This window comes from Sphingomonas sp. Leaf357, assembly GCF_001423845.1.
Taxonomy (GTDB): Bacteria; Pseudomonadota; Alphaproteobacteria; order Sphingomonadales; family Sphingomonadaceae; genus Sphingomonas.
The window spans coordinates 560,298-587,275 of sequence record NZ_LMPM01000002.1; the positions used below are offsets into that span (position 1 = coordinate 560,298).

Below are 26,978 nucleotides of genomic sequence, written 5' to 3' on the forward strand. Positions count from 1 at the left end.
CCGACTCTCCTCTATCTGTGGTGCTGACGTCCGCTGCCGGGGGGCGGCACGTCCGCTTTGGTCGGGCGGGCGAAGACCGGCGTGCCGCCTGGCGACCAATCGACGCGCTGGATCCGCGGCGCGCGTTTCGCGGTGCACTTCATGTCCGGCCCCGGATTGGCGTGATACACGATCCACGTCTCACGGCCGTCGGGCGAGGTGAAGAAGCCGTTATGGCCGGGCGCGAAGACGCCCTGGTCGGGGGCCTTGGCGATCACGGGCTGCGGCGTCTTGGTCCAGGCCTTGGGATCCAGCGGGTCGCTGCCGCGCGGCGCGCTGAGCAGGCCGATCGCATAATCGTCCGACCAGCAGGCGCTGGCGGAATAGCTGAGGAACAGATCTCCGTTCGGGCCGGCGAGAAATTCCGGGCCTTCCAATATCTGCCGCCCGCCCTGCCGCTCCCAGGCCCGGTCGGGCAGCGCGATGATCGTCTCCGGGCCGGTCAGCGTCCACGGATCGGACATCGCCACGATCGCCAGATCGCTGTCGGGCCCGATATAGGGCGAATAGACGAAATAGCGTTTGCCGCCCTGTGCGAAGGTGGTGCCGTCGATGCCATTATTTTCGGTCTTCAGGCGACCGCGATCGACCCACGCGCCTTCGGTCGGGTCGTCGCCGGTATTTTCCAGGACGAAGATGCCGCGATGCGCGTCGTCGTCATGCCCGGCCTCGGCCGCGGTATAATAGATGTACCACGCGCCGCCGATTCGATGCAGTTCCGGTGCCCAGATCGATTGCGCGTTCGGCCCCGTGGCGGGCGGGGTCCACACCGTCGTTTCGGGTGCCTCGGCCAGCCGTGCGAGATCTCTGGTCTTGCGGATCGCCAGCCGGTTGCCGAGCGTGTTCATGTAGTAATAGGTGTCGCCCTGCCGGACGATCCAGGGGTCGGCGCCGGAGGGCAGCAGGGGATTGGCGATCGTCGCCTTAGGCCGGCGCGCATCCGCGGTCGCGCACGCAAGGCCGAGCGCAATCGCACCGGCCAGCGCGATCTTGCGGGCGGCGAGCATCAGCCCCTGAGACCGAGCGTATCGAGCGCGGTGGCAAAGGCGCGCGCATGGATCGCAACCTGCTCCGCCGTGTCCCCCGGCCGGTACAGCGCCGATCCGAGCCCGAACCCGGCCGCGCCCGCCGCGACCCAGGGCGGCATCGTCTCGGGCGTGATCCCGCCGACGACCAACTTCGGTACCGCCGGCGGCAGCACCGCCGCAAGCGCCTTGACGACGCCGGGGCTCATCGCCTCGGCGGGGAAGAATTTCAGCGCGTGCGCGCCGGCGTGCAGCGCGGCGAACGCCTCGGTCGCGGTCCAGCAGCCCGGCAGCGAGGCAAGGCCGACCGAGACCGATGCGGCGATCACTTCGGGGTTGGTGTTGGGGGATACGATCATCCGCCCGCCGGCGTTGGCGACGGCGGAAACCTGATCGGTCGACAGCACCGTGCCTGCGCCGACCATCGCCACCCCCTCGAGATGCCGCGCCAGCCGCTCGATCGAGACGAGTGGATCGGGCGAATTCAGCGGCACCTCGATCAGCGTGAACCCGCCATCGACCAGCACGTCGCCGACCGCCTCGACCTCGTCCGGCGTGATGCCGCGCAAGATTGCGACCAGCGGGAAGCGGTCGAAAGCGGTCTTGAAATCCTGCGTGATGGTCATGGCAATCGGTTCCAGATGCTGGTGATGCCGCCGACAAAGGCGGCCTGACTGTCGATCATATGCGCCCGCCCGCCCGCCGCGGCGATCGCGGCGGCATAGAGCGCGCCGAGATTCGGATCGGCGAGCAGGAAGATGTCGCGCCCCCCCAAATGTTGTGCACGCACATCGGTGCCGATCAGCAGGCCACTGACATAGGATGCGGCTCCGGCATCTTCGCGAAGGCCGGTGACGAAATCGGCGCGCACGCCGAACAGGCGCGTGAGCAAGGCGTCGTCGGCGGCATCGGCCACGCCGCGCAGGAAATCCGGCCCCGGCTCGACGCTGTCGGTCATCTGAGCGGCGAGCAGGCTGTGCTTGTGGAGCAACGCGAACAGCTCACCGGTCATCGCCGTCGCAAACTGCGTGATCGCCCCGCCCGTCACCGTCGCCCATTTGCAATGCGTGCCCGGCTGGCACAGCACGGCATCGCCCGGAACCAGCCCTACTGCCACCGCGCCGAGCAGTTGCACCTCTTCGCCGCGCATCACGTCGGCGTGGCCCGCAGTGCGCAGCGCAACACCGGGCACGATCGCGGTGCGACCCGGTTCGACCCAGACGACCTTGTCGGCGAGCGCCGCCAGATCGGCCGGGCACTCGGCATACGGCACATTGATCCAGCCGCGGTTCGACCCGACCATGCCGGCGCACAGCATCGGCAGATCGCCCATCCGTGTACGGATAGCGGCGACGTCCGACGCAAAACCGCCCTGCCCCACCGCCACAATGCCACGATCGTCGCGCTCGGTTTGCTCGACGACGCCCTCGACCACGCGGTACACCCGGCGATTGGTGGTGCCCCAATCGACCGCCAGGAACGGACCGCGCGACGGCTCAGTCATGGAACGCTTCGGTCGTCTCGCGCCGTCCGCGCAGGAAGGCGTCGGCGACCAACCGCAGCGGATCGGTATCGACATCGCTGCGCCCGCCATGAATCAGCGAGGCGAAGCGCGCGTACAGGCCGGGATATTCGCGGTCCTCGCTTCGATCGGTGCCGGTGGGCAGCGACAGCACCGCGCCGCCGTTCGACAGCTTCATCGTGCCGGCATCGGTCTCGACGATGATGTCCCAGCTCTGCGGCCCGGTCTGGCGCCAGTCGAGATCCATCGTGATCGGCGCGCCGGTCGTATCGCGGAACTCGATATCGGCCGCGATCGGCGCGGCGCGATTGGCCGGGATCGTCAGCGTCGCGCCCTTGAGAAAGAACGGGCGCGGCAGGATATGCGTCGCGATTGACAGCGCGTTGATGCCGGGATCGAACACGCCGAGGCCACCCGGCTCCCAGATCCACGCCTGCCCCGGATGCCAGACGCGCACGTCCTCGCGCCAGACGATCGCGACCCGGTCGATCCGCCGTTCGGCCAGCCACGCACGCGCTGGCGCGACCCCCGCGGCGAAGCGCGAATGCCATGCGGCGAACAACGTCACGCCCACCTTGCGCGCCTGATCGTCGAGCGCGGCGACCTCCGCCAGCGTCGCGCCGGGCGGCTTTTCGAGAAATACGTGCACGCCACGCGCGAGCGCCTGCGCCGCGAGATCGTAGCGCACCTGTGGCGGCGTGCAGAGCGCGACGGCATCGACCGCCGGCCCTTCCGCCAGCAGCGCATCGAGGCTCTTATGATGCGCGACGCCCGCCACGCCCGGATCGTGCGGAGACACCGTGGCGGCCAGCCCGAAGGCGGCGTTGCCGGCGATCGCGGGCAGATGCTGGTCGCGCGCGATCTTGCCCATGCCGACGACGGCGATGCGGATCGGGTCCATCAGAGCGCGCGGACGCTGACGGGCTCCGCCGCCGCACGGGCCAGCGGGTTCCGTACCGGCAGCGTGAAGGGCGCGGCGTCGATCTCGAACACGTCGCCGGTCTCGGTCCGCACGCCATCGGTGAAGGACAGGGTCGCGGTGCCGAAGAAATGAATGTGGATGTCGCCGGGGCGGCGGAACAGCGCATATTTGAAATGATGCGCCTCAAGATTGGCGATGCTGTGCGACATGTTGTCCTCGCCCGACAGAAACGGCTTTTCCCACACCGTCTCGCCGTTTCGCACGATGCGGCTGTTGCCCTCGACATGGCACGGCGGCGGGCCGACCAGAAGTTCCGGCCCGAGAGCGGCCTGGCGCAATTTGGAATGGGCGAGCCACAAATAATTGTGCCGCTCAGTCACATGATCGCTGAATTCGTTGGCGAGGCACAGGCCGAGCCGGAACGGCGTGCCGTCCGGCCCGATCAGATAGATGCCGGCCAGTTCAGGCTCCTCGCCGCCGTCCTGCGCGAAATCGGGCATGGTCAGCGGCGCGCCCGGTGCGACCAGTTGCGATCCGTCGCCCTTGTAGAACCATTCCGGCTGCTGCCCGGTCTGGCCATCGGCGGGCTTTCCGCCAGCGACCCCCTCCAGGAACATCCGCATCGAATCCGTCTTCGCCTCGGTCACGGACGTCTCGCGGTGCATCTGGTCGCGTCCCTCCGCCGAGCCCAGATGCGTCAGCCCGGTGCCGGTGAGCAGCACATGTGCATCGTCATCATGATCGATCGGCGCGATCAATCGCCCGGCCGCATGTTCCGCCGCCAGATCGACCGCTTCGCCGGTACCGCAGGATGCTACAACCTGCTCCAACGTCGAGCCACCGGCGATCGCGCGCGCGGCAAGGGCGCGGACGCTGGCCATGCCGGGTACGAACGTCGCCGTGTCGTCACGCGCCGCGATCACCGATCGCGTGCCATCGGCGGCGCGATGCTGCAGCAGACGGAATGCCATAAACTCTCTCCCTGATCCTGTGCCGTCGTTGCGGCCTGCTTCTCAATCTCGGCCCGGAAATCTCAGCCGAGGCTGAGCGTACCATCCTGCAAGCGGGGCACGCCGTCGCCCATGGCATCATTGCGCAGTTCGGGCGGCAACACGCCCTGCGCGAGATTCTGATACGATACCGGGCGCAGGAAGCGGTCGATCGCGAGGCTGCCGACCGAGGTGGTCCGCGCATCGGACGTCGCCGGATAGGGGCCGCCATGCACCATCGCGTGCGCCACCTCGACGCCCGTCGGCCAGCCATTGGCGAGGATCCGCCCGACCCTGCGCTCCAGCACCGGGAGCAACCGCGTGGCGATCGGCTCGTCCTGCGCATCCATGTGCAAAGTGGCGGTCAACTGGCCTTCGAGACCCTCGATCACGCGCCGCAGTTCGGCTTCGTCCCGGCACTTCACCAGGATCGAGGACGCCCCGAACACTTCGTGGCCCAGCGCCTTTTCCGCGAGGAAGGCATCGGCGGTCGTGGCGAAGAACGCCGCCTGACCGCGCGTGACGCCGTTCCCTTCCTTGCCGCGAGCGATCGTCTCGACGCCCTTGCTGCCCGCCAGCGTCTCGACGCCCTGTCGATAGGCGGCGTGGATGCCGGTGGTCAGCATCGTGCCGGCCTCGGCCTCGACCAGAGTATCGCCGGCTGCGGCGACGAATGCGTCGAGCCCCTCGCCGTCGATCGCGAGCACGAGGCCGGGATTGGTGCAGAACTGCCCCGCCCCCATCGTCAGCGACCCAACGAACGCCGTGCCCAACGCCGCTCCGCGCGCCTCGAGCGCCGCCGGCAGCAGCACGACCGGGTTGATGCTCGACATTTCCGCATAGACCGGGATCGGCACCGCCCTAGCCTGCGCCAGCGCGACCAGAGCGAGGCCACCGCCGCGCGACCCGGTGAAGCCGACCGCGGCGATGCGCGGATCCTTGACCAGGGCACTGCCGAGGTCCGTGCCAGGGCCGACGAGATGCGAGAACACACCCTCGGGCAAGCCGCAGGCCGCGACCGCGCGGTGGATCGCGTCCGCCACCAAGGCACCGGTCTGCGGGTGCGCCGGATGGCCCTTCACCACTACCGGGCATCCGGCCGCCAGCGCCGACGCGGTATCACCACCGGCGGTCGAGAAAGCGAGCGGGAAGTTCGATGCGCCGAACACGGCCACCGGGCCGAGCGGGATCATGCGCAGCCGGAGATCGGGACGCGGCAAGGGCTGGCGATCCGGCAGCGCGGGATCGATCCGCAGGCCAAGCCACGCACCGCTGCGCACCACCCCGGCAAACAGCTTCAACTGACCGACCGTCCGGCCACGTTCGCCCTCCAGACGCGCCCGCGGCAGGCCGCTCTCGCGCATCGCGGCGACGATCAGATCGTCGCCGATGCCCAGGATTTCTTCGGCGATCCTTTCCAGGAATTGGGCGCGCGCCTCGCGGTCGGTCGCGCGGTATTCGTCGAACGCCGCATCCGCCGCCGCGCACGCTGCCGCGACATCGTCCGGACCATGCACCGCGAACGCGTCGCCGACCGGCTCGCCGGTTTCGGCGGCAACGGAACGGAAGTCAGACGTGTCGGCGCGAGTCATCGTGGCGGTGTCGGCGGTCATTTGGCTCTCCTGATTACTCCGACATATGATGCGAAGGTGCGAAACGCAATGATTTGTCGTTCCACCCGGCGGATGCGCCTGTTAGGTACCCCCGAGGAGGCCGGCACATGAGCGAAGAGACTGCGAAGGACGGCGCGATCGAAAGCCCGCCCGCGCCCCGCAAGCCGCGCGGCACCGGCCGCCGCCTGAACGGTGCCGTCGCGCACAAGCTCGGGCTCGCGATCCTGTCCGGCGAATATGCGCCCGGCGACACATTGTCGGGCGAGATCGCCTTTGCCGAGGAACTGGAGGTATCGCGCAGCGCGTACCGCGAGGCGGTGCAGGTGCTGATGGCCAAGGGGCTGGTGGAGAGCCGCACCAAGACCGGCACGCGCGTACTGCCACGAAGCCGCTGGAATCTGCTCGACCCGGAAGTGCTGGCCTGGGCTTTTGCCGGCGAACCGGACGTGGATTTCGTGCGCGACCTGTTCGAACTGCGCGCGATCGTCGAGCCGGCGGCGGCGGGGCTGGCGGCGGAACGGCGCGACAAGGCCGATCTGAAGGTGATGAAGGATGCCCTCGCCGCGATGCGTCGTCACACGCTGTCGACCGAGGTCGGCCGCGCGGCCGACCGCGATTTCCACACCGCGATCCTGCAGGCGACGCGCAACGATGCGCTGTTGACGCTCAGCGCCAGCATCGGCGCGGCGGTCAACTGGACCACGCAGTTCAAGCAGCGCGGCCGCACCCTGCCGCGCAACCCATTGCCCGATCATCTGCGCGTCTACGAGGCGATCCTGGCCGGCGATGCGACGGCGGCGAGCGATGCGATGCGCGTACTGGTCGATCTGGCGCTGGACGACACGCGGACCGCGATGCGGCGACCGTAATGGGCGTCAGCCCATAACGCTCGTCATCCCCGCGAAGGCGGGGATCCCGCTGCCTTGCCCCGCAGCCAGAAGTAGAAGCGGGATCCTCGCCTTCGCGAGGATGACGGGAGTTACGGCTACCGCCCCGGAAACGCCGCGACGATCCTGTCATACTCGGCGCGCGAAATCGCGATCATCGATCCGTGCCGGGTGCCCGCCGGCATCTCGTAGCGGTTCCATTCGGGCACGCCGCTATTGCCCGACACCTGATACCACGGCCCTTCCAGTTTCGGCGCCGTCGACAGGCCGTAGCTCGTGCCGGCATATTGCTCGTAATAAAGCAGCCAGTCCGCCCCGTTCGGCGCGCGCACGATCGTCGGTGCCTCGCGGAAATTGGGGCTGAGCGGCGGGCCGGGCAACGGGTACAGACCGAGCAAGGATTTCGCGCAACTGATCCGGATCGTCTTGCCGGTCGGCCAGGCATAGGACGGATAGCGTTCGTCCTTGATCACGACGCAATAGCCGTTCGGGCCGTTCGGCTGCACGATCGTGTCGATCGTCGCCATGTCCCACGCGAACAGCCGGCGCGGCGGCGCGGCGAAGGTCTTGAGATCGGGCGACCGGACGTAGAGCGTGCGCTGGCTGCCCCAATAGCGCTCCGGATCCTCGGCCGAACCGTCGAGATTGGGTGTGTGCCAGGTCAGCAGGAATTGCCGCGAGGGCGGGTCGTAGAACAGTTTCGGCGCGCCGATCCGCGGCAGCGTGTGCGGATGGCCGGGGATGTTGTTCAAATCCGGCCGGTAGGTGCCGAAGCTGGTCCAGCGCACCAGATCGTCGGACACCCAGAAGCGGATCAGCGGATCGTCGTCGCCCTTGTTGCCGACGAGGTAATAGCGTCCGTCCCCGCCGCGCGCGATCGAAGCGTGGCCGTGATAATCCGCCGAAACGGGCCTGCCGCCGTTCAGCCGCGTCCAGTGCAGTCCGTCGAGGCTGATCGAATAATACAGCTCGCCGTAATGCTCCTTAGTCATGTGCGCGAACAGGTACGCCTTGGCCGGATCGACGTATGGCGTCACCGGCCCGCCCGGCACCTCGGCACCGGACAGGGCCGCCGGCATCGCCAGCGCGACCACGAGCGCCAACGCGACCCGGCGCATGCTCAACGCCGTCTGGCGCGCGGTGGCATGGCGATCGGCTCGGCCGGCGGCACGACGCCCTTCGGCGCGGCCGACAGACGGCGGATCAGATCGGTTTCCGCCTTGCGATACGGCGTGCCGTCGGCGCGGAAGACTTCGTGGAACCAGATCGTCGGCTCGGACAAGACGTAGGGCTTCTGCCAGCTGTCCCAGGGCAAACGAGTCTGCGTCCGACCATCGACGAAGCCCCAGTTCATCGCCGCGACATTGTATCGCTTGGCGATCGGCAGCGAGCCGTCGAAGGTCGATCCGTTGCCGCGCGCCATATATTCGGTGCACAGGATCGGCCGGTTGTACGGCAGCAATTGCTTGATCCGGCCCTCGAACGTCTCCGGCCAATTGTAATCGTGGAACGTCACGATGTCCGACTGCGCGAGTTGCAGCTTCTCCATCGGCGAGCCCTTGCCGCCCGGCGTCCAATCGTTGCCCAGCCACACGCCCGATGTCAGCGGCTGGCTCGGATCGGCATCGCGCGCCCAGCCGAACACCTGCGCCAACAGCGCGCGGACCAAAGGCTCCTTGCCCTCCTGCCCCTTATACTGATCGGCACCGTTGTCCGGTTCGTTCCATACGTCCCAGCCGAGAATGCGATCGTCGTTGGCAAACGCGCCGATCACCCCCTGCACATAGGCTTTGTACGCCGGATAGCGCGCGCGATCGCGCAGGCCCGGCATGCCCGGACCCTGTACCCAGCCGGAATTGTGCACGCCCGGGATCGGCGGATGCTGCGGCCCGAGCTTGGGATCGGGATCCCAGCAACTGTCGAACAGCACGAACAGCGGCTTGATCCCGTGGGCTTTCGCGATCGTCAGGAATTCGCCGATGCGCCGCTTGAAGCCCTCCGGATCCTGCTGCCACAGCTGATCGTGCAGGAACACGCGCATCGTGTTCATGCCGATGCTCTGGGCCAGATTTAGTTCGTAATCGATCCGCTTGGGATCCCAAGTCGCCTCCTGCCACATCTCCAGCTGGTTGATCGCGCTGGCCGGCGTGTAATTGGACCCGACCAGCCACGGCTGTTTGGCATACCAGCCATTGGCCTGTGCCTCGGTCCAGCGCTCCCGCGCCTCGGCGGGGCCGGCAAAGGCGGCGGCCGTGCCCAGCAGGGCGACGACGAACAGCTTCATGGTGTCTCTCCGGAAACGGGTCGGGTCAGCGCCCGGTGATCAGCTTGTAGACGATCGTGTTCTTGTACGTCTGGCCGGGGTTCAGCCGTACCGAGGGAAAGTTCGGCTGGTTCGGCGCATCCGGGAACAGCTGCGGCTCCATCACGATCGCGTCGCCCATGCGGTAGATCTGGCCCTTCTTGCCGGTGATCGTGGCGTTGAAGAAATTGCCCGAATAGAATTGCAGCCCCGGCTGGTTCGACCACAATTCGTAGCCGCGCCCGGACACCGGCTCGATCACCTTGGCCATCAGGTGGATGCCGGGCGTCACCGCGGTGCCGATCACCCAATTGTGATCGTAGCCGCGGCCATAGGCGATCTGCGGATCGCGCGCATCGCGCACCCGATCCCCGATCGTGCGCGGCGTGCGGAAATCGAACACCGTGCCGGCGACCGGCACATGCTGCCCGGTCGGGATCGCGGTCGCGTCGGTCGGCGTGTAGCGCTCGGCCGGGATCGTCACGACATGCCCCATCGCGCCGCGCGGCGAGCCGACACCGGCGAGATTCCAATATGCGTGGTTCGAGATGTTGACGACCGTCGGCTTGTCGGTGGTCGCGCGATATTCGATCGTCAGCTGGTTCTTCTCGTCGAGCGAATAGGTCGCGTAGGTCGTGACGGTACCGGGATAGCCCATGTCGCCGTCCGGACTGACATAGCGCAGCGTGACCGAGGCGGAAGGTCCGCTCTTCACGTCGGTCACCTCCCACAACACCTTGTCGAACCCCTTGCTGCCGCCGTGCAGCGAGTTCGGCCCGTCATTGGTCGGCGTATTGTAGGTCTTGCCGTCCAGCGTGAAGCGGCCCTTGGCGATGCGATTGGCGACGCGGCCGACGGTGGCGCCGAAGAATTCGGGCTTGGCGAGATAGCCGGCGAGCGTGTCGTAGCCGATCTGGACGTCCTCCACCTTGCCGGCCTTGTCGGGCATCAGCAGTGCCTGCAGCGACGCGCCGAGCGCGATCACCGTGGCGGAGACGCCGCGCCCGTTGGTCAGCGTCACCGCCGGCACGTCGCGCCCGTCGGGCATCGTGCCGAAGCTCGATTTCTTCGCTTCGGCCGACAACGCCGGGGTGGCGGCGACGGTGCCGATCGCGAGCGTCGCTAAGGCCGTCGCGGCAAGGAAATTGCGGTTCATGATGTCATCCTCTTGTGCGGTATCTCGCGGGTATCGGCCGCTGTATCAGTCGGTCATCCGAACGGGCAGTATCGTCCCGTCCTTGGCATAGGTCAGCCGATCGATCGCGATCTGTCGCTCGCCCTTGAACGGTGCGCCGCCCATCGGCTTCTCCCAGCGATGATAGACGATCAGCCACTGCCCCGTCTTGGGATCCCGCACGAAGCTGTGATGCCCCGGCCCCTTGTGCCGCGCATCGCTGGACAGGATCACGCCGCGATAGGTCCACGGCCCGGTCGGCGAAGCGGCGGTGGCGTAATGCACCGAATAGTCCGGCCCGTTCCAATGCCCATGACTGTAGGACAGGTAATAGACGCCGTTGCGTTCGTGCATGAACGCGCCTTCGGTGAATTGCGGCGGCGTGGCGACGGTGATCTCGTGATCGACATGCACCATATCGGGCGTCAGCTCGAACACGCGCAGCTTCGCGCCCGCGCTGCCGCCGGCATAGAGATAGGCCTTGCCCGATCTGGCGTCGACGAAAGTCATCGGATCGATCGCCTCGAAACCGCGCCCGTCCTTGACCAGTTCACCGGTCAGCAGCGGTTTGCCGCTGTCGACATACGGCCCCTCGGGACGGGAGGCGACCGCGACGCCGATGCGGCTGGGCGTAGGGTTCTGCGGCCCGACCGAATAATAGAGATACCATTTGCCGCCGCGCATCGCGACGCCCGGTGCCCAAAGGAAATGCTCCCGCGCGCCGTCGTCGCCGATCCACTTGATCTGGTCGCGCCGGATCAGTTCGCCACGGCTCTTCCAATGCTTGCGGTCGGCCGAGGAGAAGGCCCCGAACCGGTCCGCCTCCCAGCTTCCGCCCGGCCCACCGGTCGGGAACACCCACAACTCCCCATCGACATACATCGCATGCGGATCGGCACCCTGGAATTGCGGATTGTCGGCCAGCGCGCCGCTCGGCACGGCCGATGCCAACGCGACCGCGGCAAGCAGGAGATACCTCACTGGCCGTAATCCAGCACGAACACCGGCCCGATGTCGATGATCTGCTTGGCGCAGGCGAGATGGAAGGCGGCGTTCAGCCCGCCGGCAGGATAGGCGCGATCGGCCTTGCCCATCAGCTTGTACATCTTCCATTCCGGCGTGACGTCGAACGGCTGTTCGAAGATCGTTCGCACCACCGGCGTCGCTTCGAGCTGGACGCGGCAGATCTTGCCCGGCGCATTCGCCTCGGTGCGTTGCGCGCGCGCCCAGAAGGCGACGACGACACGATCCCCAGCCTTTACCGGCTTCAGCGTCGGCGTGACCACCCCGACGCGCCAGAAATCCGGGGCGGCGCTGCTGATCTGTATACGCAGCGCCTTGCCAAACTGAACGGTCTTGTCGCTGCGAGGCTCGGGCGGAATAGGCTGACCGTAGGGGCGAAACGCCTCGGGCCGTGGATCGTTGACTAGCCTGTCGGCCATCGTCGCCTCGGTCGTTTGTGCCATGACGGCCATAACGGGTGCGGCGATCGCCGCTGCTCCCCACAACATGAGAAATTTCATTCCCATCCTCCCCTCAGAAGCGGAACCGCACCCCGAGCGAATAGGCGCGCTCAATATACAGAACCTGACGCCGATAAGTATCTCCGGTGTTATACGCGCGGTCTCGCTGGATAGGGTTACCGAGCAGATTTATGATATCAAACGCAACGGTGATGTTCGGCACCGGCGTTATTGAGGTCGAGAAATCGACCTGGCCGCGACCTTTCTCGATTGTCGGATGAGCGACCGGATCGAACGTTTCCAAGGAATAATAGGAAACAAAATCAGAGCGATAGTTATAGGCTACACGAGCGGAGAATTTCGGCCGCTCGTACAATGCAACTACATTGTAGGCCCATTTCGACACGCCCGGAAAACGCTGCTGCTGGTTGTTGTAGGTCACCGCGAAGTTAGGCTGCAAATCGCCCTTGGCATCAATATAAGTTCCGTTAGCCTGCAGGCCAAAGCCCTTGGCCCAGTCGGGCAGCCCATCGATATCGAGAAAGCTGGTGAATTGAACCTCTGCACCTTGAAGCCGCGTCTTGCCCAGGTTCACCACTTGGTCGATAGCAACAAGGCCGTAGGTCGGATCGCGGTAGACATTGTTGACGCTCGCCAGGAAGCCTTGGACGTCGTGCCGGAACACTGCTGCACTGAAGAAACCGGTACGTGAAAAGTAATATTCAAGGCTGGCGTCGTAATTATTCGATGTTAGCGGCTTCAGACCAGGATTTCCCTGCGATCCGCCACGGGCACAGTTTCTGCTATTATAGTCGGCGCTAGTGGGATCGAGGCAAGGACTCCCCGCCGGGAAGGTCGGCGGAGATCCAAGTGAAAGGAACGGTCGGAGGTCGATAAAGTTTGGCCGAGTTCTCGTCTTCGTATAGGCAAGCCGTAGCTGTAGCTTGTCATTAAAGGCAACGCGAGCGCTTCCGTTCGGAAGATAATCAGTGTAGTCGCTGTTACCGGTGTCCGTGACCGTGTTTATACGGAGCTTGGTCTTGACTGCGCGCAGCCCGGCCAGCCCGTCGATCGTGATCCCTCCTAGTTCAAACCCATACTTAAGCTGTGCATAGGCGGCGTAGGACTTTTCATTGGCGCGGAATCGTTGGCCAGGATCGAAAGCCACCGTGCCGGCCGGCTCCTTGAAGAACGCGCGCAGGGCGGGGAGGTTGTCGCGAATACTGTCCCGCGTGAGCGCTGCATATGCGGCGTTGGGTTGCGCGCTATTGTAGGTGAAACCCGGTAGGCTGGTCGTGACGAACGCACCTGGCAGCGAAGTTAGCGGAATCTGCAGGTCTTCAAAAAAAACTGGAGGCAGCCCATTCGCAGCAGGCACCGCCACGTTATTGTAGATGTTGCCAAAATCACGGGCCGCATCACGATTATCGTAGCGCACGCCGACCTGCAGTCGCTTGAGAAAGCCTAGGTCCAGATCGTAGGATACGTCAGTCCGCGCCTGCCAGTCCTTGCCGCTTACCACCGTCAATTCCTGATACAGGCCCCGGGCAACGAAGTTTGCAGGATTGCCGATGCTGTAATTAAGGAAGGTCTGCGATGGGCCACCGTCCTGCGCCACGTCGAAATAAGACGTGTGCGATGGCGAACCAACGGTGGCGTAATCCACATTAACGAGATCGGCGGTGTATTTGCTGTTGGTGTAAGCCACATCGGCCGAAATCTGAAGCCTGTCGCGTTTCCAAGTCGCACCGGCACCGCCCTGATACGTGTCGGTCTTACCGTTGAATGAGCCGGTGTATCCGTCTGGCCGCACCGCGCCGCTGACGGTCGCGCTCGAAATTTGGTTGGTACCCGGGATGGTGGTTACGTTCGAAAGCGTGATGCCGCCGAAGTTCGGGATGAACATCCAGCGGTTGTAATCTTTCGATCGAAAGCCCTGGTACAGACCATCAGCGTAAATTTCGAGTTCAGGCGTCGGCTTCCACTGGAACGCGGCGTTGGCCGACGGTCGGTAGCGCGCGCCGTAGCCGAGGAAATTGCCCTGCGCATCGGGAAAGCGTAAGCCGGGCTGCACGCCGGGCGCGTTATTCGCATCGGTCGTGGCGATGACAACCGACTGTTCGCGGCTCGAATCAAGGAAGTTGATGCCCACGTAAGAAACGTTCAACAACAGGCCCATTTCACCCACGCCCGTGTTCCAACGATCGCTGATCAGCAGGTTGCCGTTGGGCACGATCTTCTCGGACTGTTGAGACAGCACGCCGTTGAGCGACCCGGACAATTCGAAACCGTTGAAGTCGAAAGGCTTGCGACCACGCACGTTGATCTCACCTGCAATGCCCCCTTCGATCTGGTTGGCAAGGCCCGATTTGTAGACTTCAAGCGCGGCAACCGTCCCAGCGGGGAAATCCTGGATCTGAACGTAACGCCCTTCGGCGGTGAAGATCTGGCGACCGTTATAGGTGGTGGTCAGATCGGGCAGGCCGCGTACGGTGACGCCCGCCGATTCGCCGCCGCCCCGCGTGACGGCTACACCTGCGACGCGCTGCAGCGCGGAGGATGCAAAGGTATCGGGCAGCTTGCCGATATCCTCGGCGACGACCGCGTCGACGATACCGTCGGACAGGCGCTTGATATTCTGCGCCGACTGGAGGCTGCGGCGAAAACCGGTGACGGTGATCGTCGAGCCGTCATCGGGCGTTTCCTGCACGGCAGGATCGGGCGAGGCGGGATTGACGCTCTGGTCGGACGGCGCGTCGGGCTTCGGCGCATCCTGCGCATCGGTCGCCGGACTGGCGGGGCTCGTTTGCGCCGCCGCTGGCGAAAGTCCGACAATCAGCGCGAACGCAGCCACGGACGCACTCAATACCGACTTGCTCTTCATCACCCTCTTCCCCTTGCAGAGCCGTCGGTATTCCGAGCGGCTGGTGCCCCTGCTAGAATTTTAGAAGCGCACAGGCAAGATGCATTTGTCGGAGAAATGCACACCTGTTGCAATTTGGAAACATATGCCTCCGCAAGACGAACGCAGTAGCCCGTCAGAACCGGTCGCGACCAGCGCATGAAAATCGTGGTTGCCGGACCGACGCACGCCAGCTATCCCGTCATTTTGTTGTCGGACTATTAGCGACAACCTGACCCAGGGTATTCCGCGCCTGTGCGGAGAATCTCGGTCAGAGCCGCCCGTTGGCCAGCGGCACGCCGAAATCCGGGCTGCCGTCCGAATGATATTGGAATGGCTGCACGCGTGTGTGCCGGTTGGGGTCGAACAGCGGATCGCCCTTGATCGTCTCGTAGTCGCGCCCGTGATACACCAGCATGTCGCGGCCGCGCTCGTCGACCGTGAAGCTGTTATGTCCCGGCCCCCAGACCTTGTGCTCGGGCGACGATTTGAACACCGGCTGCGGCGATTTGGTCCAAACCGCCGGGTCCATCAGGTCGGCATCGTCCTTCGCGCGGAGCATGCCCATGCAATAGCGCGCGTCGGTCGCGCTGGCCGAATAGGTGATGAACACCTGCCCGTTGCGCGCCAGAAAGGCGGGGGCCTCGGCGACCTTGAAGCCACGCGCTTCCCAATCGAGCGTCGGCACGGTCAACCGCGCCGGCTTCGCCGCCAGCGTCAGCGGCGTCTTCAGCGGGGCGAGATACAGGTTCGAATTGGTGTCGATCCCCGCCTCGCGCTGCGCCCAGCACAGGTAGCGCGTGCCGCGATGCACGAAGCTGGTCGAATCGAGGTTGAAGCTGTCCCACGCGGTCTGCAATTGCCCCAATACGCTCCAGGCACCGGTCATCGGATCGGGCCCGTCGCACACCACGGCGTGCGTGCGGATCCGGAACACGTCCTCGCCGCCGCCGCTCGGGCCGGCAGCGAAATACATGATCCACTTGCCGTCGATCAGATGCAGTTCGGGCGCCCAAAGAAAGCCCGACATCGGCCCGCTGGCGAGGTGCCGCCACAATACGCGCTCGGGGGCGGTCGATAGCCCAGCGATCGTCCGCGACCGGCGCAGCACCAGCCGGTCATATTCGGGGACCGATCCGGTCATGTAATACCAGCCGTCGGTGTGCCGGAACACCTGCGCATCGGCGCGTTGCCGCACCAGCGGATTGACGATCGCCGAGTTGGGTACCGATCCGGGCGCGGCCTTGCGCGCGATGGCGGGAACGGCGGCCAGGGTCGCCGCACCGGCGATGAACCCCCGCCTGGTCAAATCGGTCATGCTCAATCCTCCGCTTTCGGCCAGCCGTCCGGCCCCCAGGTCACCGGCGCGATGCGCAGCGTCGGCGCGCCTTTGTTGTCGCGATCGTATGCGTGGTACGCGACATAGTCCTTGCCATCCTTGTCATGCAGGAAGCCGACATGCCCGGGGCCGCGGAAACGTTGCTTCTCGGGCAGATCGGCGCGCAGGAAGATCGTGCCCCCACCCTGCATCATCGAAGATCCGTCCTTGCCGAGATACGGCCCGGTGATCGCCTTCGCGCGCCCGACGACGGTGTAATAGGTGCTGGCGGCGCCCTTGCAGCAATAGTCGTAGGACGCGAACAGCCAGTAGTAGCCGCCATGGTCGAGGATGAACGGCGCTTCGACCGGGGCCGGTGCGCCGCGCGGTGCCGGCCGCTCGGCGATCGCATAGGGTTTTGCCGTGGGATCGGCGGGCTTGCCGGTCTTCGCATCGAGCGGGAACAGTTTGAGCCCGTTCCAGAAACTACCTAAGGACAACCAATGCCGGCCTTCCCGATCGATCACGAAATTGGCGTCGATCGCGTTGAAGTCGCTCGCCGGCGTGGACGCCACCACCATTCCCTCGTCGCGCCAGCCATAGCCGGGCGCGGCGGGATCGAGCGTCGGACTGGTGGCGAGACCGATCGCCGAGCGGTTCGAGCCGAACGTCGACACGGCGTAATAGAGCCGCCAGCGCCCGTTCACGAACGAGATGTCCGGTGCCCACATGCCCTTGGCCCCCGGCACCGCCTTTTCGGCCCAGGCCGGCAGCGTATTGTCGAGCAGTGGCTTGCCCCCGGTCCAGGTCACGAGATCCTTCGACGTGCGCACCGAAAGGCCGGTGCCGAACACATAATAGGTATCACCCTCGCGCGCGATCACCGGATCGTGGGTCGGTACCAGATCACCGGTCAGCCGGCTGTTCAGCGTCGGTGTCTGCTGCGCCCCGGCAGCCGTGGCGAGCGTCAGCGCGATCGCCGAAAAGATCCCCCGCCGCATCATTTCAGCTCCAGCATCACGACCGATTTCGCCGGCAGCGTCACCGCCAGCGTGCCGCCGTTGAGCCGCGCCCCGGTAAAGGCGACCGGCGCGACGCTATTCGGCGCGTCGAAGCTGTTGAGCGCGGTCATCGCCGGCGCGGTCAGCACCTGCCCCGAGACGCTCTGCGCGGTGACGCCCGGCAGCGTGGCCGACACGGCGTGCGCCCGGTTGGGATCGAGATTGGCCAGCGCGATGCGCACCACCCCGTCCTTGCCGCGCACCGCCGACGCACTCACCGCGGGCATCGTCCATTTGTCCTTGTTGTACCATGGCGACGCGACGTCGATCGGCAGCACGGTGCCGTCCATATAGCCCTTGTACATCGCGAAGACGTGATAGGTCGGCGTCAGCACCATCTTCCTGCCGTCGGTTAGGATCATCGCCTGCAGCACGTTCACCATCTGCGCGATCGCGGTCATCTTCACGCGATCGGCATGCTTCGCGAAGATGTTGAGATGGACGGCGGCGACCAGGGCATCGCGCAAGGTGTTCTGCTGACGGAGGAACCCCGGATTGGTCCCGGGATCGCCGGCATACCAGGTGCCCCATTCGTCGACCGCCAGCCATACCCGCTTCTGCGGATCGGCCTTGTCCATGATCGCGCTGTGCCGGGTGATCAGATCGTCCATCCGCTCGGCCTCGGACAAGGTTTCGGCCCAGCCCGCCTCGTCGAAGACGGTGGCCGAGGCGCGTGGCGGCCAGCTGCCCGGGATGGTGTAATAATGCAGCGACAGCGCATCGACCTGTCCGGTCACTTCGCGCATCATCGTTTCGGTCCAGCGATAATCATCGACATTGGCACCGCTCGCGACCTTCATGATCCGCGTGTCCTTCGGCGCCTTGATGAAGGTGGCGTACCGCCGCGTCAGATCCGCGGCATATTCGGGCCGCATGTTGCCACCGCAGCCCCACAATTCGTTGCCGACGCCGAAATACGGCACCGCCCAAGGTGCCTTGCGGCCGTTCTTCGCGCGCTCATCGGCCAGCGTGCCCGCCGGCGCGGTCATATATTCGACCCACTCGGCCATTTCCTGCGGACTGCCGTTGCCGACATTGCCGGCGATATAGGCCTCGGCCCCGATCTGTTCGGCCAGGTCCATGAATTCGTGCGTGCCGACGGTGTTGGGTTCGGTCACGCCACCCCAATGCGTGTTGATCTTCACCGGGCGCTTGGCCTTCGGACCGATCCCTTCGCGCCAGTGATATTCGTCGGCGAAGCAGCCGCCGGGCCAGCGGATCACCGGCACGGCGATGCCCTTGAGTGCGGCGACCACGTCGTTGCGGAAACCCCGCGTGTTGGGGATGTCGGAATTCGGCCCGACCCACAGGCCGCCATAGATTCCGGTGCCGAGATGCTCGGCGAACTGCGTGAAGATCCGCCGGTCGTACACCGGGCCGGTCCGGTCGCCGTGCACCGTCACCGTCACGGGCACCTCGGCCTGCGCCGGCGCGGGGCCGGGCGCGACCTGTGCTCCGGCGATCGCGCTTGCCGACAGCAGAAGGGCTGCGGCGAAACCGCGCAGGGTCCGGGACATCGAATTCTCCTATTAGTCCGACATTACTTCGCGAGCGGGACTCAGCCGACGACCTGATCGGGCAGCATCTGCGTCGGACGCGAGCCCCATACGGCATAGAACAGCACGTAGAGTTCGCACGCGGCGGTCAGCAGGAACGACGATTGCAGGCCGTAATGGTCGGCCAGCCAGCCCTGCACGATGACCAGCGCGCCGCCGGCAATCGCCATGATCAACAGGCCCGATCCTTCCTCGGTCAACGGCCCGAGCCCGCGGATGCCGAGCGTGAAGATTGTCGGGAACATGATCGAGTGGAACAGCCCGACCGAGATCAGCGCCCACATCGCGACATGGCCCGTGGTGAAGGCCGCGATCAGCATCACCACCGTCGCGCCGATGCTGGCGAAGGCAAGCGCATGCCCGGCATCGACCTTCTGCATGACGAACGCGCCGACCAGCCGGCCGACCATCATCCCACCCCACAACAGGAACAGATAGTTCGACGCCTGCTGGTGGGTGAGATTGCCGATCTCGGGCTGCGACACGAAATTGATGAACAGATTGCCGACGCCGATCTCGGCGATCAGGTAGATGAAGATCGCGGGGATGCCGAACACCAGATTGCGGTGCTTCCACAGCGACTGCCCCTTACGATCAGCCTTGGCCGAGCGCTGCGTTGCGGCACCCATAGCCGGCAATGGGAAGCGGGCGATCACGACCGCGAGCACCGCCAGTACGACCGCGACGATGACATAGGGCAACACCACGGATTGTGCGTCGGCCAGTCGTTCGGCCGGCGTCAGCGCCGCGGCCCCGGCGGCGGCGGTGCCGGATGTCGTGCGCCCGAGGATGAGATACCCGCCGAACAACGGCGCCAGCGTCGCGCCCGCCGAGTTGAACGCCTGCACGAGGTTCAGCCGCGACGACGCCGTCTCGGGCTTGCCGACCACCGCGACATAGGGGTTGGCCGCGACCTGCAGCAGCGTGATGCCGCTGGCGATCACGAACAACGCGAACAGCGTGACTTCATAAGACGGGATGCGTGCCGCCGGCACCATGACCAGCGCGCCGCCGGCCATCATCGCCAGGCCGATCACCATCGACTTCTGATAACCGACCCGTTCGATCAGCTTGGCCGAGGGAATCGAGGCGAAGAAATAGGCGATGAACCAGACGCTCTCGATCAATGTCGTCTGGGTGTAGGACAGATCGAACACGCTGCGCAGGTGCGGCAGCAGCGTCCCGTTGATTACGGTGATGAAGCCCCACATGAAGAACAGGGTGGCGAGCAGGCTGAGCGCCGGCGCGTAGCTGAAGCCCTTTTGATCGAGCGACGCGCCCGCGGTCGCTCCGGCTGTTCCAGTCGTCGATGGCGGCAGTGCCATTTCACCCGTCTCCCTGATTGCCGCGCGCCTGGCGATCGCCGTCGCCGCTTGCGCTCTATTTATTTGTCGGACTATATGGACGCCAAGGATGCGTCAATGGCATCTGCGTCGGGGAGGGCGACATGCCAAGGTCTAGCCGAAGATGAGGCTGAATATCGCAGGTGGGTGCGGCGTTGCGGCCGCTCCCGCTGCTGCCATCGCCGCTTCGATTGCCGCCCCGGCCCGCGACCAAGCCTGGCCAGGCCCGACGCCCCCGCTGCCCACTGCCTTTCCACTTGCCGATGACGGAATTTCCGATGACCTCCGATAGCAACGCCCTCTCCTCCAAGCTGCGGTCGCGCGCCTGGTTCGACAACCCCGACAATATCGACATGACGGCTCTGTACCTCGAGCGGTACCTGAACTTCGGCCTGAGCCTGGAAGAGCTGCGCTCGGGCCGGCCGATCATCGGTATCGCGCAGACCGGCAGCGATCTTTCCCCCTGCAATCGTCACCATCTGGTGCTGGCCGAGCGGATTCGCGAGGGCATTCGCGAGGCTGGCGGCATCGCACTCGAATTTCCGGTTCATCCCATTCAGGAGACCGGCAAGCGCCCGACTGCCGGGCTCGATCGCAACCTGGCCTATCTCGGGCTGGTCGAATCGCTCTACGGCTATCCGCTCGACGGCGTCGTGCTGACCACCGGCTGCGACAAGACGACGCCGGCCTGCCTGATGGCCGCGGCGACGGTCAATCTGCCGGCGATTGCGCTGTCGGTCGGGCCGATGCTCAATGGCTGGCACAAGGGCGAGCGGACCGGATCGGGCACGATCGTGTGGAAGGCGCGGCAGTTGCTCGCCACCGGCGAAATCGACGACGAAGGCTTTATCAAGCTGGTGGCGAGTTCAGCGCCCTCCACGGGCTATTGCAACACGATGGGCACCGCGAGCACGATGAACTCGCTGGCCGAGGCGTTGGGCATGATGCTGCCGGGGTCCGCCGCGATTCCCGCCCCGTATCGCGATCGGCAGGAGGTCGCGTATCTGACCGGCAAGCGCATCGTGGCGATGGTCGCGGAAGATTTAAAGCCATCCGACATCCTGACGCTCGAGGCGTTTCACAATGCGATCGTGGTCAATTCCGCGATCGGCGGATCCACCAACGCGCCGATCCACCTCGCCGCGATCGCGCGCCATATCGGCGTCGATCTGCCGCTCAAGGATTGGGAGACGATCGGGCACAAGGTGCCTTTGCTGGTCAATCTGCAGCCGGCGGGCGAATATCTCGGCGAGGATTATTACCGCGCGGGCGGCGTGCCGGCGGTGGTCGCCGAACTGATGGGCCAGGGCCTGATCCGCGAAGGCGCGATGACCGTCAACGGGCGGACGATTGGCGACAATTGCCGCAGCGCGACGATCGAGGACGACAAGGTCATCCGCTCGTTCGATCGGCCATTGAAGGAAGACGCCGGCTTCCTGGTCCTGTCGGGCAATCTGTTCGACGCGGCGATCATGAAGACCAGCGTGATCGACGCGGCGTTCCGCGAACGCTATCTGTCGAACCCCGACGATCCCGAGGCGTTCGAGGGGCCGGCGGTGGTGTTCGACGGACCCGAGGATTATCACGCCCGGATCGACGATCCCGCCTTGGGTATGACCCCCGAGACGCTGATGTTCATGCGCGGCGCCGGGCCGATCGGCTATCCCGGCGCGGCCGAGGTCGTGAACATGCGCCCGCCGGCCTATCTCATCACCGAGGGGATCGGCGCGTTGCCGTGCATCGGCGATGGGCGCCAATCGGGCACCAGCGGCAGCCCGTCGATCCTGAACGCCAGCCCTGAAGCCGCGGCGATGGGTGGCCTGGCGCTGCTCGAAACCGGCGACAGGGTCCGCATCGATCTCAATCGCGGCACGGTGGACGTCGCCCTATCGGACGAGGAACTGGCGGCACGGCGCGCGGCGCTCGAGGCGAAGGGTGGCTATGCCTATCCCGCCTCGCAGACGCCGTGGCAGGAAATCCAGCGCGCGATCGTCGGGCAGATGGACACCGGTGCCATCCTGGAGGGTGCGGAAAAATATCAGCGCATCGCCCAGACGATGGGCCTGCCGCGCGACAACCATTAAGGAGCCTAGCGTGGCGGAATGGCGGATCGTGGCGCGCGACGTGCGCGACCAATTGGGTGAAGGCGCATGCTGGTCGCCGCGCGACCAGGCGTTCTACTGGGTAGATATTCTCGCCCCGGCGCTCAATCGCCTGTCGATCGGCGACGGCGCGATCATCCGCTTCACGATGCCTGAGCCGATCGGCTGGGTCGTGCGGCGCAGCGGCGGAGGGCTGATCGGCGGCTTCCAGAGCGGCGTCGCCGAGATCGATCTCGATCCGCTGGCGATCCGTCCGATCGTCGATCCCGAACCGCATCTGCCCGGCAACCGGATGAACGACGGCAAGGCCGATGCGCAAGGCAGGATCTGGTTCGGCACGATGGACATGGCCGAGGAGAACGATACCGGTGCGCTGTACCGGCTCGATCCCGATCGGCGCTGGGCGCGGCTGGACGAAGGGTATCGCGTGCCCAACGGCCCGGCCTTTTCGCGCGACGGGCGATGGCTGTACCACAGCGACACCGCGCGGCGGACGATCTACCGCTCCGTGCTGAACGAAGACGGCTCGATCGAAGATCGCCAGCCGTTCATCCGGTTTGCCGAGGAAGACGGCCATCCCGATGGCATGACGGTGGATGCCGCCGGCGGATTATGGGTCGCGCATTGGGGCGGCAGCCGGATCAGCCGCTTTGCGCCCGACGGCACGCTGGATCGCGCGATCGCGCTGCCCGCCCGCCAGATCACCAACATGGCCTTTGCCGGTGACGCGCTTGACCGCCTGTTCGTCACCTCGGCGGCGACCGGCCTGCCCGAGTCAGAGTTCGACGGCGCGCTGCTCGAAGTGGAAACCGGTGCCATCGGTATGCCAACGCATGAGTTTGCGGGGTAGATGCTAGGCGTCGGCGCTGGAAGTGCGGACGTCGCGAGCTCTGTTTGCCGAACGCCATGCGCTGACCGTAGCCGAGATCATCTTTGCTGCTCCGTGCGGACGAGCCAGATCGCGGCCGTCCAGGAGAAGGTATCGCCGCCGGTCGGCGCGCCATCGGTGGGATCGAACGCTTCGTAGAAGCCCGAACGTGCGATCAGCGCAGTGGTGTCCGCCAGCACTCGCGCGCCGGCTTCGACATGGCCCGCCTCGCTCAGCCCGTGGCCGATCATATAATTGACCACCGCCCAGACCGGTCCGCGCCAATAGCGCAGCATCTGGAAGCCGGGATCGTCGGGGTCCAGGCTCGGCATCAGATAGCGCACGCGCGTGCCGATGCGTTCGAAATGCGCGAGCATCGCGGCGTCGCGGGCGGGATCCACGAGCCCGGCCCAGAAGGACAGGAACGACGCGCTGGTCACGAAGCCCGAGGGACGCCCGGTGATCGTATCGCGCGAACACCAGCTTTGCGCATCGTCGTCCCACAGCCAGCCGATGCCGCGTTCGGCGCGGGCGACGTGGCCGGCGATCTCCGCCGCCGCGGCCGACTCGCCCAGCGCCTCGGCCAGTGCCAGCAGATCGCGATTGGCGCGCAGGAAGATCATCGACATGCCGATATCGGCGACCCGGAAGGGGCTGTGCGCCGCGATCCGGGCGTGATCCCAACCGGTGGAGCGCCCGAAATCGACCAGAGCGACGTAGCGATCATATTCGAGCTGGGTCGGCCGCATCGCCGCATCGAGGTGGCTGGTGTCGCGCCGGACATAAGGTTCCACCCCGGCGGTATCGATCGCGGCACCGGGCACGTCCCATTCGGGCGAATTGTCGCGTCCGGTCTCCCACGGATGCATCGTCACCACGACGCCGCGATCCTCGAAATCGCGGTGCCGCCAGAACCAGCGATGCCAGGCCAGCAGCTTCGGAAACAGCGTCGCCAGCCGGTCGCGGCTGGACGGATCATCGTTCCACAGAGTCCGCACGATGCTGGCGGCGACGGGCGGCTGGGTGATGCCAGAGGTGCGGACCTGCTCGCCCGCCTGCCACCGATCGGGACCGGGGAAATAGCCGGGATCGTCCTGCCAGAACACGATGTGCGGCACGAACCCGTCGCGCCACTGCGCCGCGAACAGCGTCTCGATCTCCCGCCACGCGCGATCGCGATCGAAGGTCGCGAAACCCAGGGCGACAAACGCCGAATCCCAATTCCACTGGAAGGGATAGACCCGGCGGTTCGGCACCGAATATCCGCCGCGATCGTTCGCGCGCAGGATCGCCCGCGCCTCCTCGTCACGCTGCGCCGTCGCCTCCATCAGAAGCTCAGGCTCAGCTTCACCGAGACGCGGCGCGGCAGGATCGGGCGGCCGACGAAATAGGTCCCGACGGTCTGCGCGACCTGGCGCGGCGACCCTTCGGAGATCCCTTGGCTGTCGAAGAGATTGTACACGTCCACCCCGAGCCTGACCGCCTGCCGGCCGCTGCCCAGCGGCAGCTTGTACCCCGCGACCAGCCGCACGGTGTTGAACCCGTCCAGGCGGATGGCATTGGAATTGTCGGTATAGTTCGGCCCGGTATAGGTCGTCGCCATCGACGCATCGATCGCGCCGTCGTCATAATAGAGGCCGGCATTGTACAGCACGTTGGGCTGGCGCGGCTCCTTGTTGCCGATGAATTGCGGCGTGATGTCGAGCGCGGTGAATTCGTCATGCACGAGGCTGACATTGCCGTCGAAGCGCAGATGATCGAGCAATCGGACGCCCAGCACGCCCTCCAGCCCGTAGGCCTTGGTCGAGACGATCGTGACCTGTTCGACGACGCTGCCACCCGTGCCATTGACCAGCAGCACGGTGCGCCGGTTCTTGAGATCGTTGTAGAAGCCCGACAGAGATGCGGTAATTCTTCCGGCACCGTATTTCAGGCCCACCTCAGCCTGGCGAATGATCTCGGGCTGGTAGGATTGCGTCAGTCCCGCCGCGTTGATCGACACCGAGTTGAGCGCCGGGAAGAAGAAGCCGCGATTGGCGTTGGCGTAAACGTTGAGGCTGGGCGTCAGCTTGTAGAGCACGCCGGCGGACAGCGCCCAGCTCATCGCGCTCACCTTGCCGCGAACGACCGTGCCGTTTTCCCATACGACGTTGCGCAGGGCGGTGGACAGGTTCGGCGTGGTCGCGTCGGTGATCGTCGTCGATGTCGCGGCGCGCGCGATGTGCCCGTCGGACCATTCCAGGCGCCCGCCGAAATCGAACACCAGCCGGTCGGCCTCGATCTGGTCGGCCAGATACACCGCATAATGGGATTGTTTGGCGGTGTTGTTGGTGTAGCCGACCCCGGCATCGAGCAGTCCGCCGTTCGAGATGATCGTCGGATTGCCTGCCGCATCCCGCACGGTCAGGTTGATAAGCCGAGGCTGATTGTTGAACGCGCCGAGATAGGCGGTGGTGATCGTATTGTCCCGCGCCCAGGCATTGGCGAAATAATAACCCAGGGTGAAATTGTGGCGGAAATCGCCGGTGGTCGCTTCCTTCGTCAGGTTGATCTCGGCGCTGACATCATGATTGGGGCGGATGCGATCCTGGAAACGATTGGCGAACAGGATGGCATTGCCCGGCACCGCCGAATTGTCGTCGGCATAGGTGAACGTGGCGTTGCTCGGCAGCCCGCGCAACGCGAGGAAGCCGGCCTGTGTCTGCGGCACGTTGGCAAGGCCATCGCCATCCAAGAAGAAGCCGAATCGGTGAGCGTATTGCGAATATTTCGCCTTGCCGTTCAGGCCCCATCCCTCGCCCAGATCCTTGGTGAAGGCGAGCGCGACCTGGCCGCCATTGGTGTACACGCCGTCCGCGATCTGCGTCTGGAACCGTCCGCCGGGGCGGTTGAAGCCCAGGCCGGACACGGCATCGGTTAGCAGCGAGTTCACGTCCCTGCCGTCATTGCCCGGAACGCGCTTGCGCGTCGTGCCGTCGAGCGGAGACGGCAGATAGAATTGCACGCGATCGTTGATATACTGGCCGAAGAGCGTGACGGAGCCCGAACCGTCCGACAAATCCTTGCGGATGTTGCCGCGGATCTGCCCGCCCTTGGTCGGCAGGCCGGTGCGGATCGGGCCGTCGTCATAACGGTAATAGCCCGACACCGCGTAATAGAGACCCGCATCCTTGCTCAGCGGGCCGCTCATGGCGACGTCGCCGCGCACGCGTCCGCGTTCGGCCCATTCGATCTGGGCGTCGCCTTGGGTCGTGTCGTGGCCGGTCTTCGAGATGTAGTTGATCAGGCCGGCGACCGAGCCCGATCCGAACAGGTTCGACACGCCGCCGCGCACGAATTCGAGCCGCTCGATGCCGAGATCGTTGCGGTAATAGACGTCGTACGCCGAGGAGTTCAGCCCGAACGAGCTGAGCACCGGAATGCCGTCATATTGCAGCGGGGTCAGCTGGTAGGTGCCGCCGAGCGGCAGGCCCTTGATGAAGACGTTCACGGCGACTTCACCGCCGCCGCCTTCCGCCTTGATCGACGGAACGGTGTTGAGGATGTCGGCCTGGCTCGACGCGGCGGTGCGCTGGAGTTGCGCGGCGTCGAGCGTCGAGACCGAGAGCGGGGTATCGCGGGCGCGGCGGGCGGCGCTGGTGCCGGTCACCACGATCTCGCCATCCTGCTCCGTCGACTGGTCCGCAGCGGGCGCGACCGGATCGGCCGGCGTGGCCACCTGGGCGAACGCGGGCACAGGCGCCACAATCACCGCGCCGGCAAGCAGCATCGAGCGCATGGAACGGCTGGATTTCGCGTAGTTCATCTGTCCTCCCCCTTCGCCCTTTAGGGGCGTACTGGCGTACCGACTTGTCGATCGGTTACGCTTCGGACGCGATAGGTGCGGCGGGAC

The 26,978-nt window shown here is 65.6% G+C and carries 19 protein-coding genes and 2 pseudogenes; 3 read left to right on the plus strand and 18 right to left on the minus strand.

The window, feature by feature from the left end:
* Positions 1–11: 11 nt before the first annotated feature.
* The 6 genes from ASG11_RS15705 to ASG11_RS15730 form a co-directional block, all read right to left on the minus strand.
* Complete coding sequence (locus ASG11_RS15705) at positions 12–1,046, minus strand: glycoside hydrolase family 43 protein (protein ID WP_055782208.1); 1,035 nt, start codon at positions 1,044–1,046, stop codon at positions 12–14.
* Positions 1,046–1,690, minus strand: a complete 645-nt coding sequence (locus tag ASG11_RS15710) for a 2-dehydro-3-deoxy-6-phosphogalactonate aldolase (RefSeq protein WP_055782210.1) — start codon at positions 1,688–1,690, stop codon at positions 1,046–1,048. Before ASG11_RS15710 ends, ASG11_RS15705 begins: the two co-directional genes overlap by 1 nt.
* Positions 1,687–2,568 carry a 2-dehydro-3-deoxygalactonokinase gene (locus tag ASG11_RS15715; RefSeq protein ID WP_055782213.1) on the minus strand — a complete coding sequence of 294 codons (882 nt, stop codon included), beginning with the start codon at positions 2,566–2,568 and terminating at the stop codon, positions 1,687–1,689. Before ASG11_RS15715 ends, ASG11_RS15710 begins: the two co-directional genes overlap by 4 nt.
* Positions 2,561–3,487: a Gfo/Idh/MocA family protein gene (locus ASG11_RS15720; protein WP_055782216.1), complete on the minus strand. Its 927-nt coding sequence runs from the start codon at positions 3,485–3,487 to the stop codon at positions 2,561–2,563. Before ASG11_RS15720 ends, ASG11_RS15715 begins: the two co-directional genes overlap by 8 nt.
* Complete coding sequence (gene araD1, locus ASG11_RS15725) at positions 3,487–4,479, minus strand: AraD1 family protein (RefSeq protein WP_055782220.1); 993 nt, start codon at positions 4,477–4,479, stop codon at positions 3,487–3,489. The genes ASG11_RS15720 and araD1 overlap by 1 nt, the downstream gene beginning before the upstream one ends.
* Before the next feature lie 62 nt (positions 4,480–4,541).
* Entirely contained in the window at positions 4,542–6,110 is a 1,569-nt protein-coding gene (locus ASG11_RS15730; protein WP_055782223.1) for an aldehyde dehydrogenase (NADP(+)), read from the minus strand.
* Between the two features lie 107 nt (positions 6,111–6,217).
* Between ASG11_RS15730 and ASG11_RS15735 the strand changes: the two genes are divergently transcribed.
* Positions 6,218–6,979: a FadR/GntR family transcriptional regulator gene (locus ASG11_RS15735; RefSeq protein WP_082472875.1), complete on the plus strand. Its 762-nt coding sequence runs from the start codon at positions 6,218–6,220 to the stop codon at positions 6,977–6,979.
* Between the two features lie 116 nt (positions 6,980–7,095).
* Here ASG11_RS15735 and ASG11_RS15740 read toward each other — a convergent pair whose 3' ends face one another.
* The 10 genes and pseudogenes from ASG11_RS15740 to ASG11_RS15785 all read right to left on the minus strand — a co-directional run.
* Positions 7,096–8,115, minus strand: coding sequence for a hypothetical protein (locus ASG11_RS15740; RefSeq protein WP_055782225.1), 1,020 nt, complete (start codon positions 8,113–8,115; stop codon positions 7,096–7,098).
* Between the two features lie 2 nt (positions 8,116–8,117).
* Positions 8,118–9,281 (minus strand): cellulase family glycosylhydrolase, encoded by a 1,164-nt coding sequence (locus ASG11_RS15745; protein ID WP_055782228.1) that lies wholly within the window; start codon positions 9,279–9,281, stop codon positions 8,118–8,120.
* Between the two features lie 25 nt (positions 9,282–9,306).
* The gene (locus ASG11_RS15750; protein WP_055782231.1) at positions 9,307–10,455 is read right to left on the minus strand and encodes an aldose epimerase family protein; all 1,149 of its coding nucleotides are present in this window, start codon (positions 10,453–10,455) and stop codon (positions 9,307–9,309) included.
* A gap of 45 nt (positions 10,456–10,500) precedes the next feature.
* Positions 10,501–11,454, minus strand: coding sequence for a family 43 glycosylhydrolase (locus ASG11_RS15755; protein ID WP_236697546.1), 954 nt, complete (start codon positions 11,452–11,454; stop codon positions 10,501–10,503).
* The gene (locus ASG11_RS19325) at positions 11,451–11,996 is read right to left on the minus strand and encodes a hypothetical protein (protein ID WP_236697547.1); all 546 of its coding nucleotides are present in this window, start codon (positions 11,994–11,996) and stop codon (positions 11,451–11,453) included. Before ASG11_RS19325 ends, ASG11_RS15755 begins: the two co-directional genes overlap by 4 nt.
* Before the next feature lie 13 nt (positions 11,997–12,009).
* A complete protein-coding gene (locus ASG11_RS15765) occupies positions 12,010–14,820 on the minus strand; it encodes a TonB-dependent receptor (RefSeq protein ID WP_082472877.1) in 2,811 nt (936 codons plus the stop codon).
* Between the two features lie 292 nt (positions 14,821–15,112).
* Positions 15,113–16,156 (minus strand): annotated as a pseudogene (locus ASG11_RS15770) (glycoside hydrolase family 43 protein); the annotation flags it as partial.
* A 2-nt stretch (positions 16,157–16,158) separates the two neighbouring features.
* On the minus strand, positions 16,159–17,157 hold the full coding sequence (locus ASG11_RS15775) for an arabinan endo-1,5-alpha-L-arabinosidase (protein ID WP_055782822.1): 999 nt from the start codon (positions 17,155–17,157) through the stop codon (positions 16,159–16,161).
* Positions 17,157–18,734 carry an alpha-N-arabinofuranosidase gene (locus ASG11_RS15780; protein WP_055782241.1) on the minus strand — a complete coding sequence of 526 codons (1,578 nt, stop codon included), beginning with the start codon at positions 18,732–18,734 and terminating at the stop codon, positions 17,157–17,159. The genes ASG11_RS15775 and ASG11_RS15780 overlap by 1 nt, the downstream gene beginning before the upstream one ends.
* A gap of 155 nt (positions 18,735–18,889) precedes the next feature.
* Positions 18,890–20,098, minus strand: a pseudogene (locus tag ASG11_RS15785) (sugar MFS transporter); the annotation flags it as partial.
* Positions 20,099–20,394: 296 nt separating this feature from the next.
* Between ASG11_RS15785 and ASG11_RS15790 the strand changes: the two are divergent.
* Together ASG11_RS15790 and ASG11_RS15795 are read left to right on the plus strand one after the other, a co-directional pair.
* On the plus strand, positions 20,395–22,200 hold the full coding sequence (locus ASG11_RS15790) for an IlvD/Edd family dehydratase (RefSeq protein WP_156363834.1): 1,806 nt from the start codon (positions 20,395–20,397) through the stop codon (positions 22,198–22,200).
* A 10-nt stretch (positions 22,201–22,210) separates the two neighbouring features.
* On the plus strand, positions 22,211–23,068 hold the full coding sequence (locus ASG11_RS15795; protein ID WP_055782246.1) for an SMP-30/gluconolactonase/LRE family protein: 858 nt from the start codon (positions 22,211–22,213) through the stop codon (positions 23,066–23,068).
* Between the two features lie 77 nt (positions 23,069–23,145).
* Here the strand turns inward: ASG11_RS15795 and ASG11_RS15800 are convergent, their stop codons facing one another.
* A complete protein-coding gene (locus tag ASG11_RS15800; protein WP_055782250.1) occupies positions 23,146–24,414 on the minus strand; it encodes an MGH1-like glycoside hydrolase domain-containing protein in 1,269 nt (422 codons plus the stop codon).
* Positions 24,414–26,891: a TonB-dependent receptor gene (locus ASG11_RS15805; protein WP_168371753.1), complete on the minus strand. Its 2,478-nt coding sequence runs from the start codon at positions 26,889–26,891 to the stop codon at positions 24,414–24,416. Before ASG11_RS15805 ends, ASG11_RS15800 begins: the two co-directional genes overlap by 1 nt.
* Positions 26,892–26,978 lie beyond the last annotated feature (87 nt).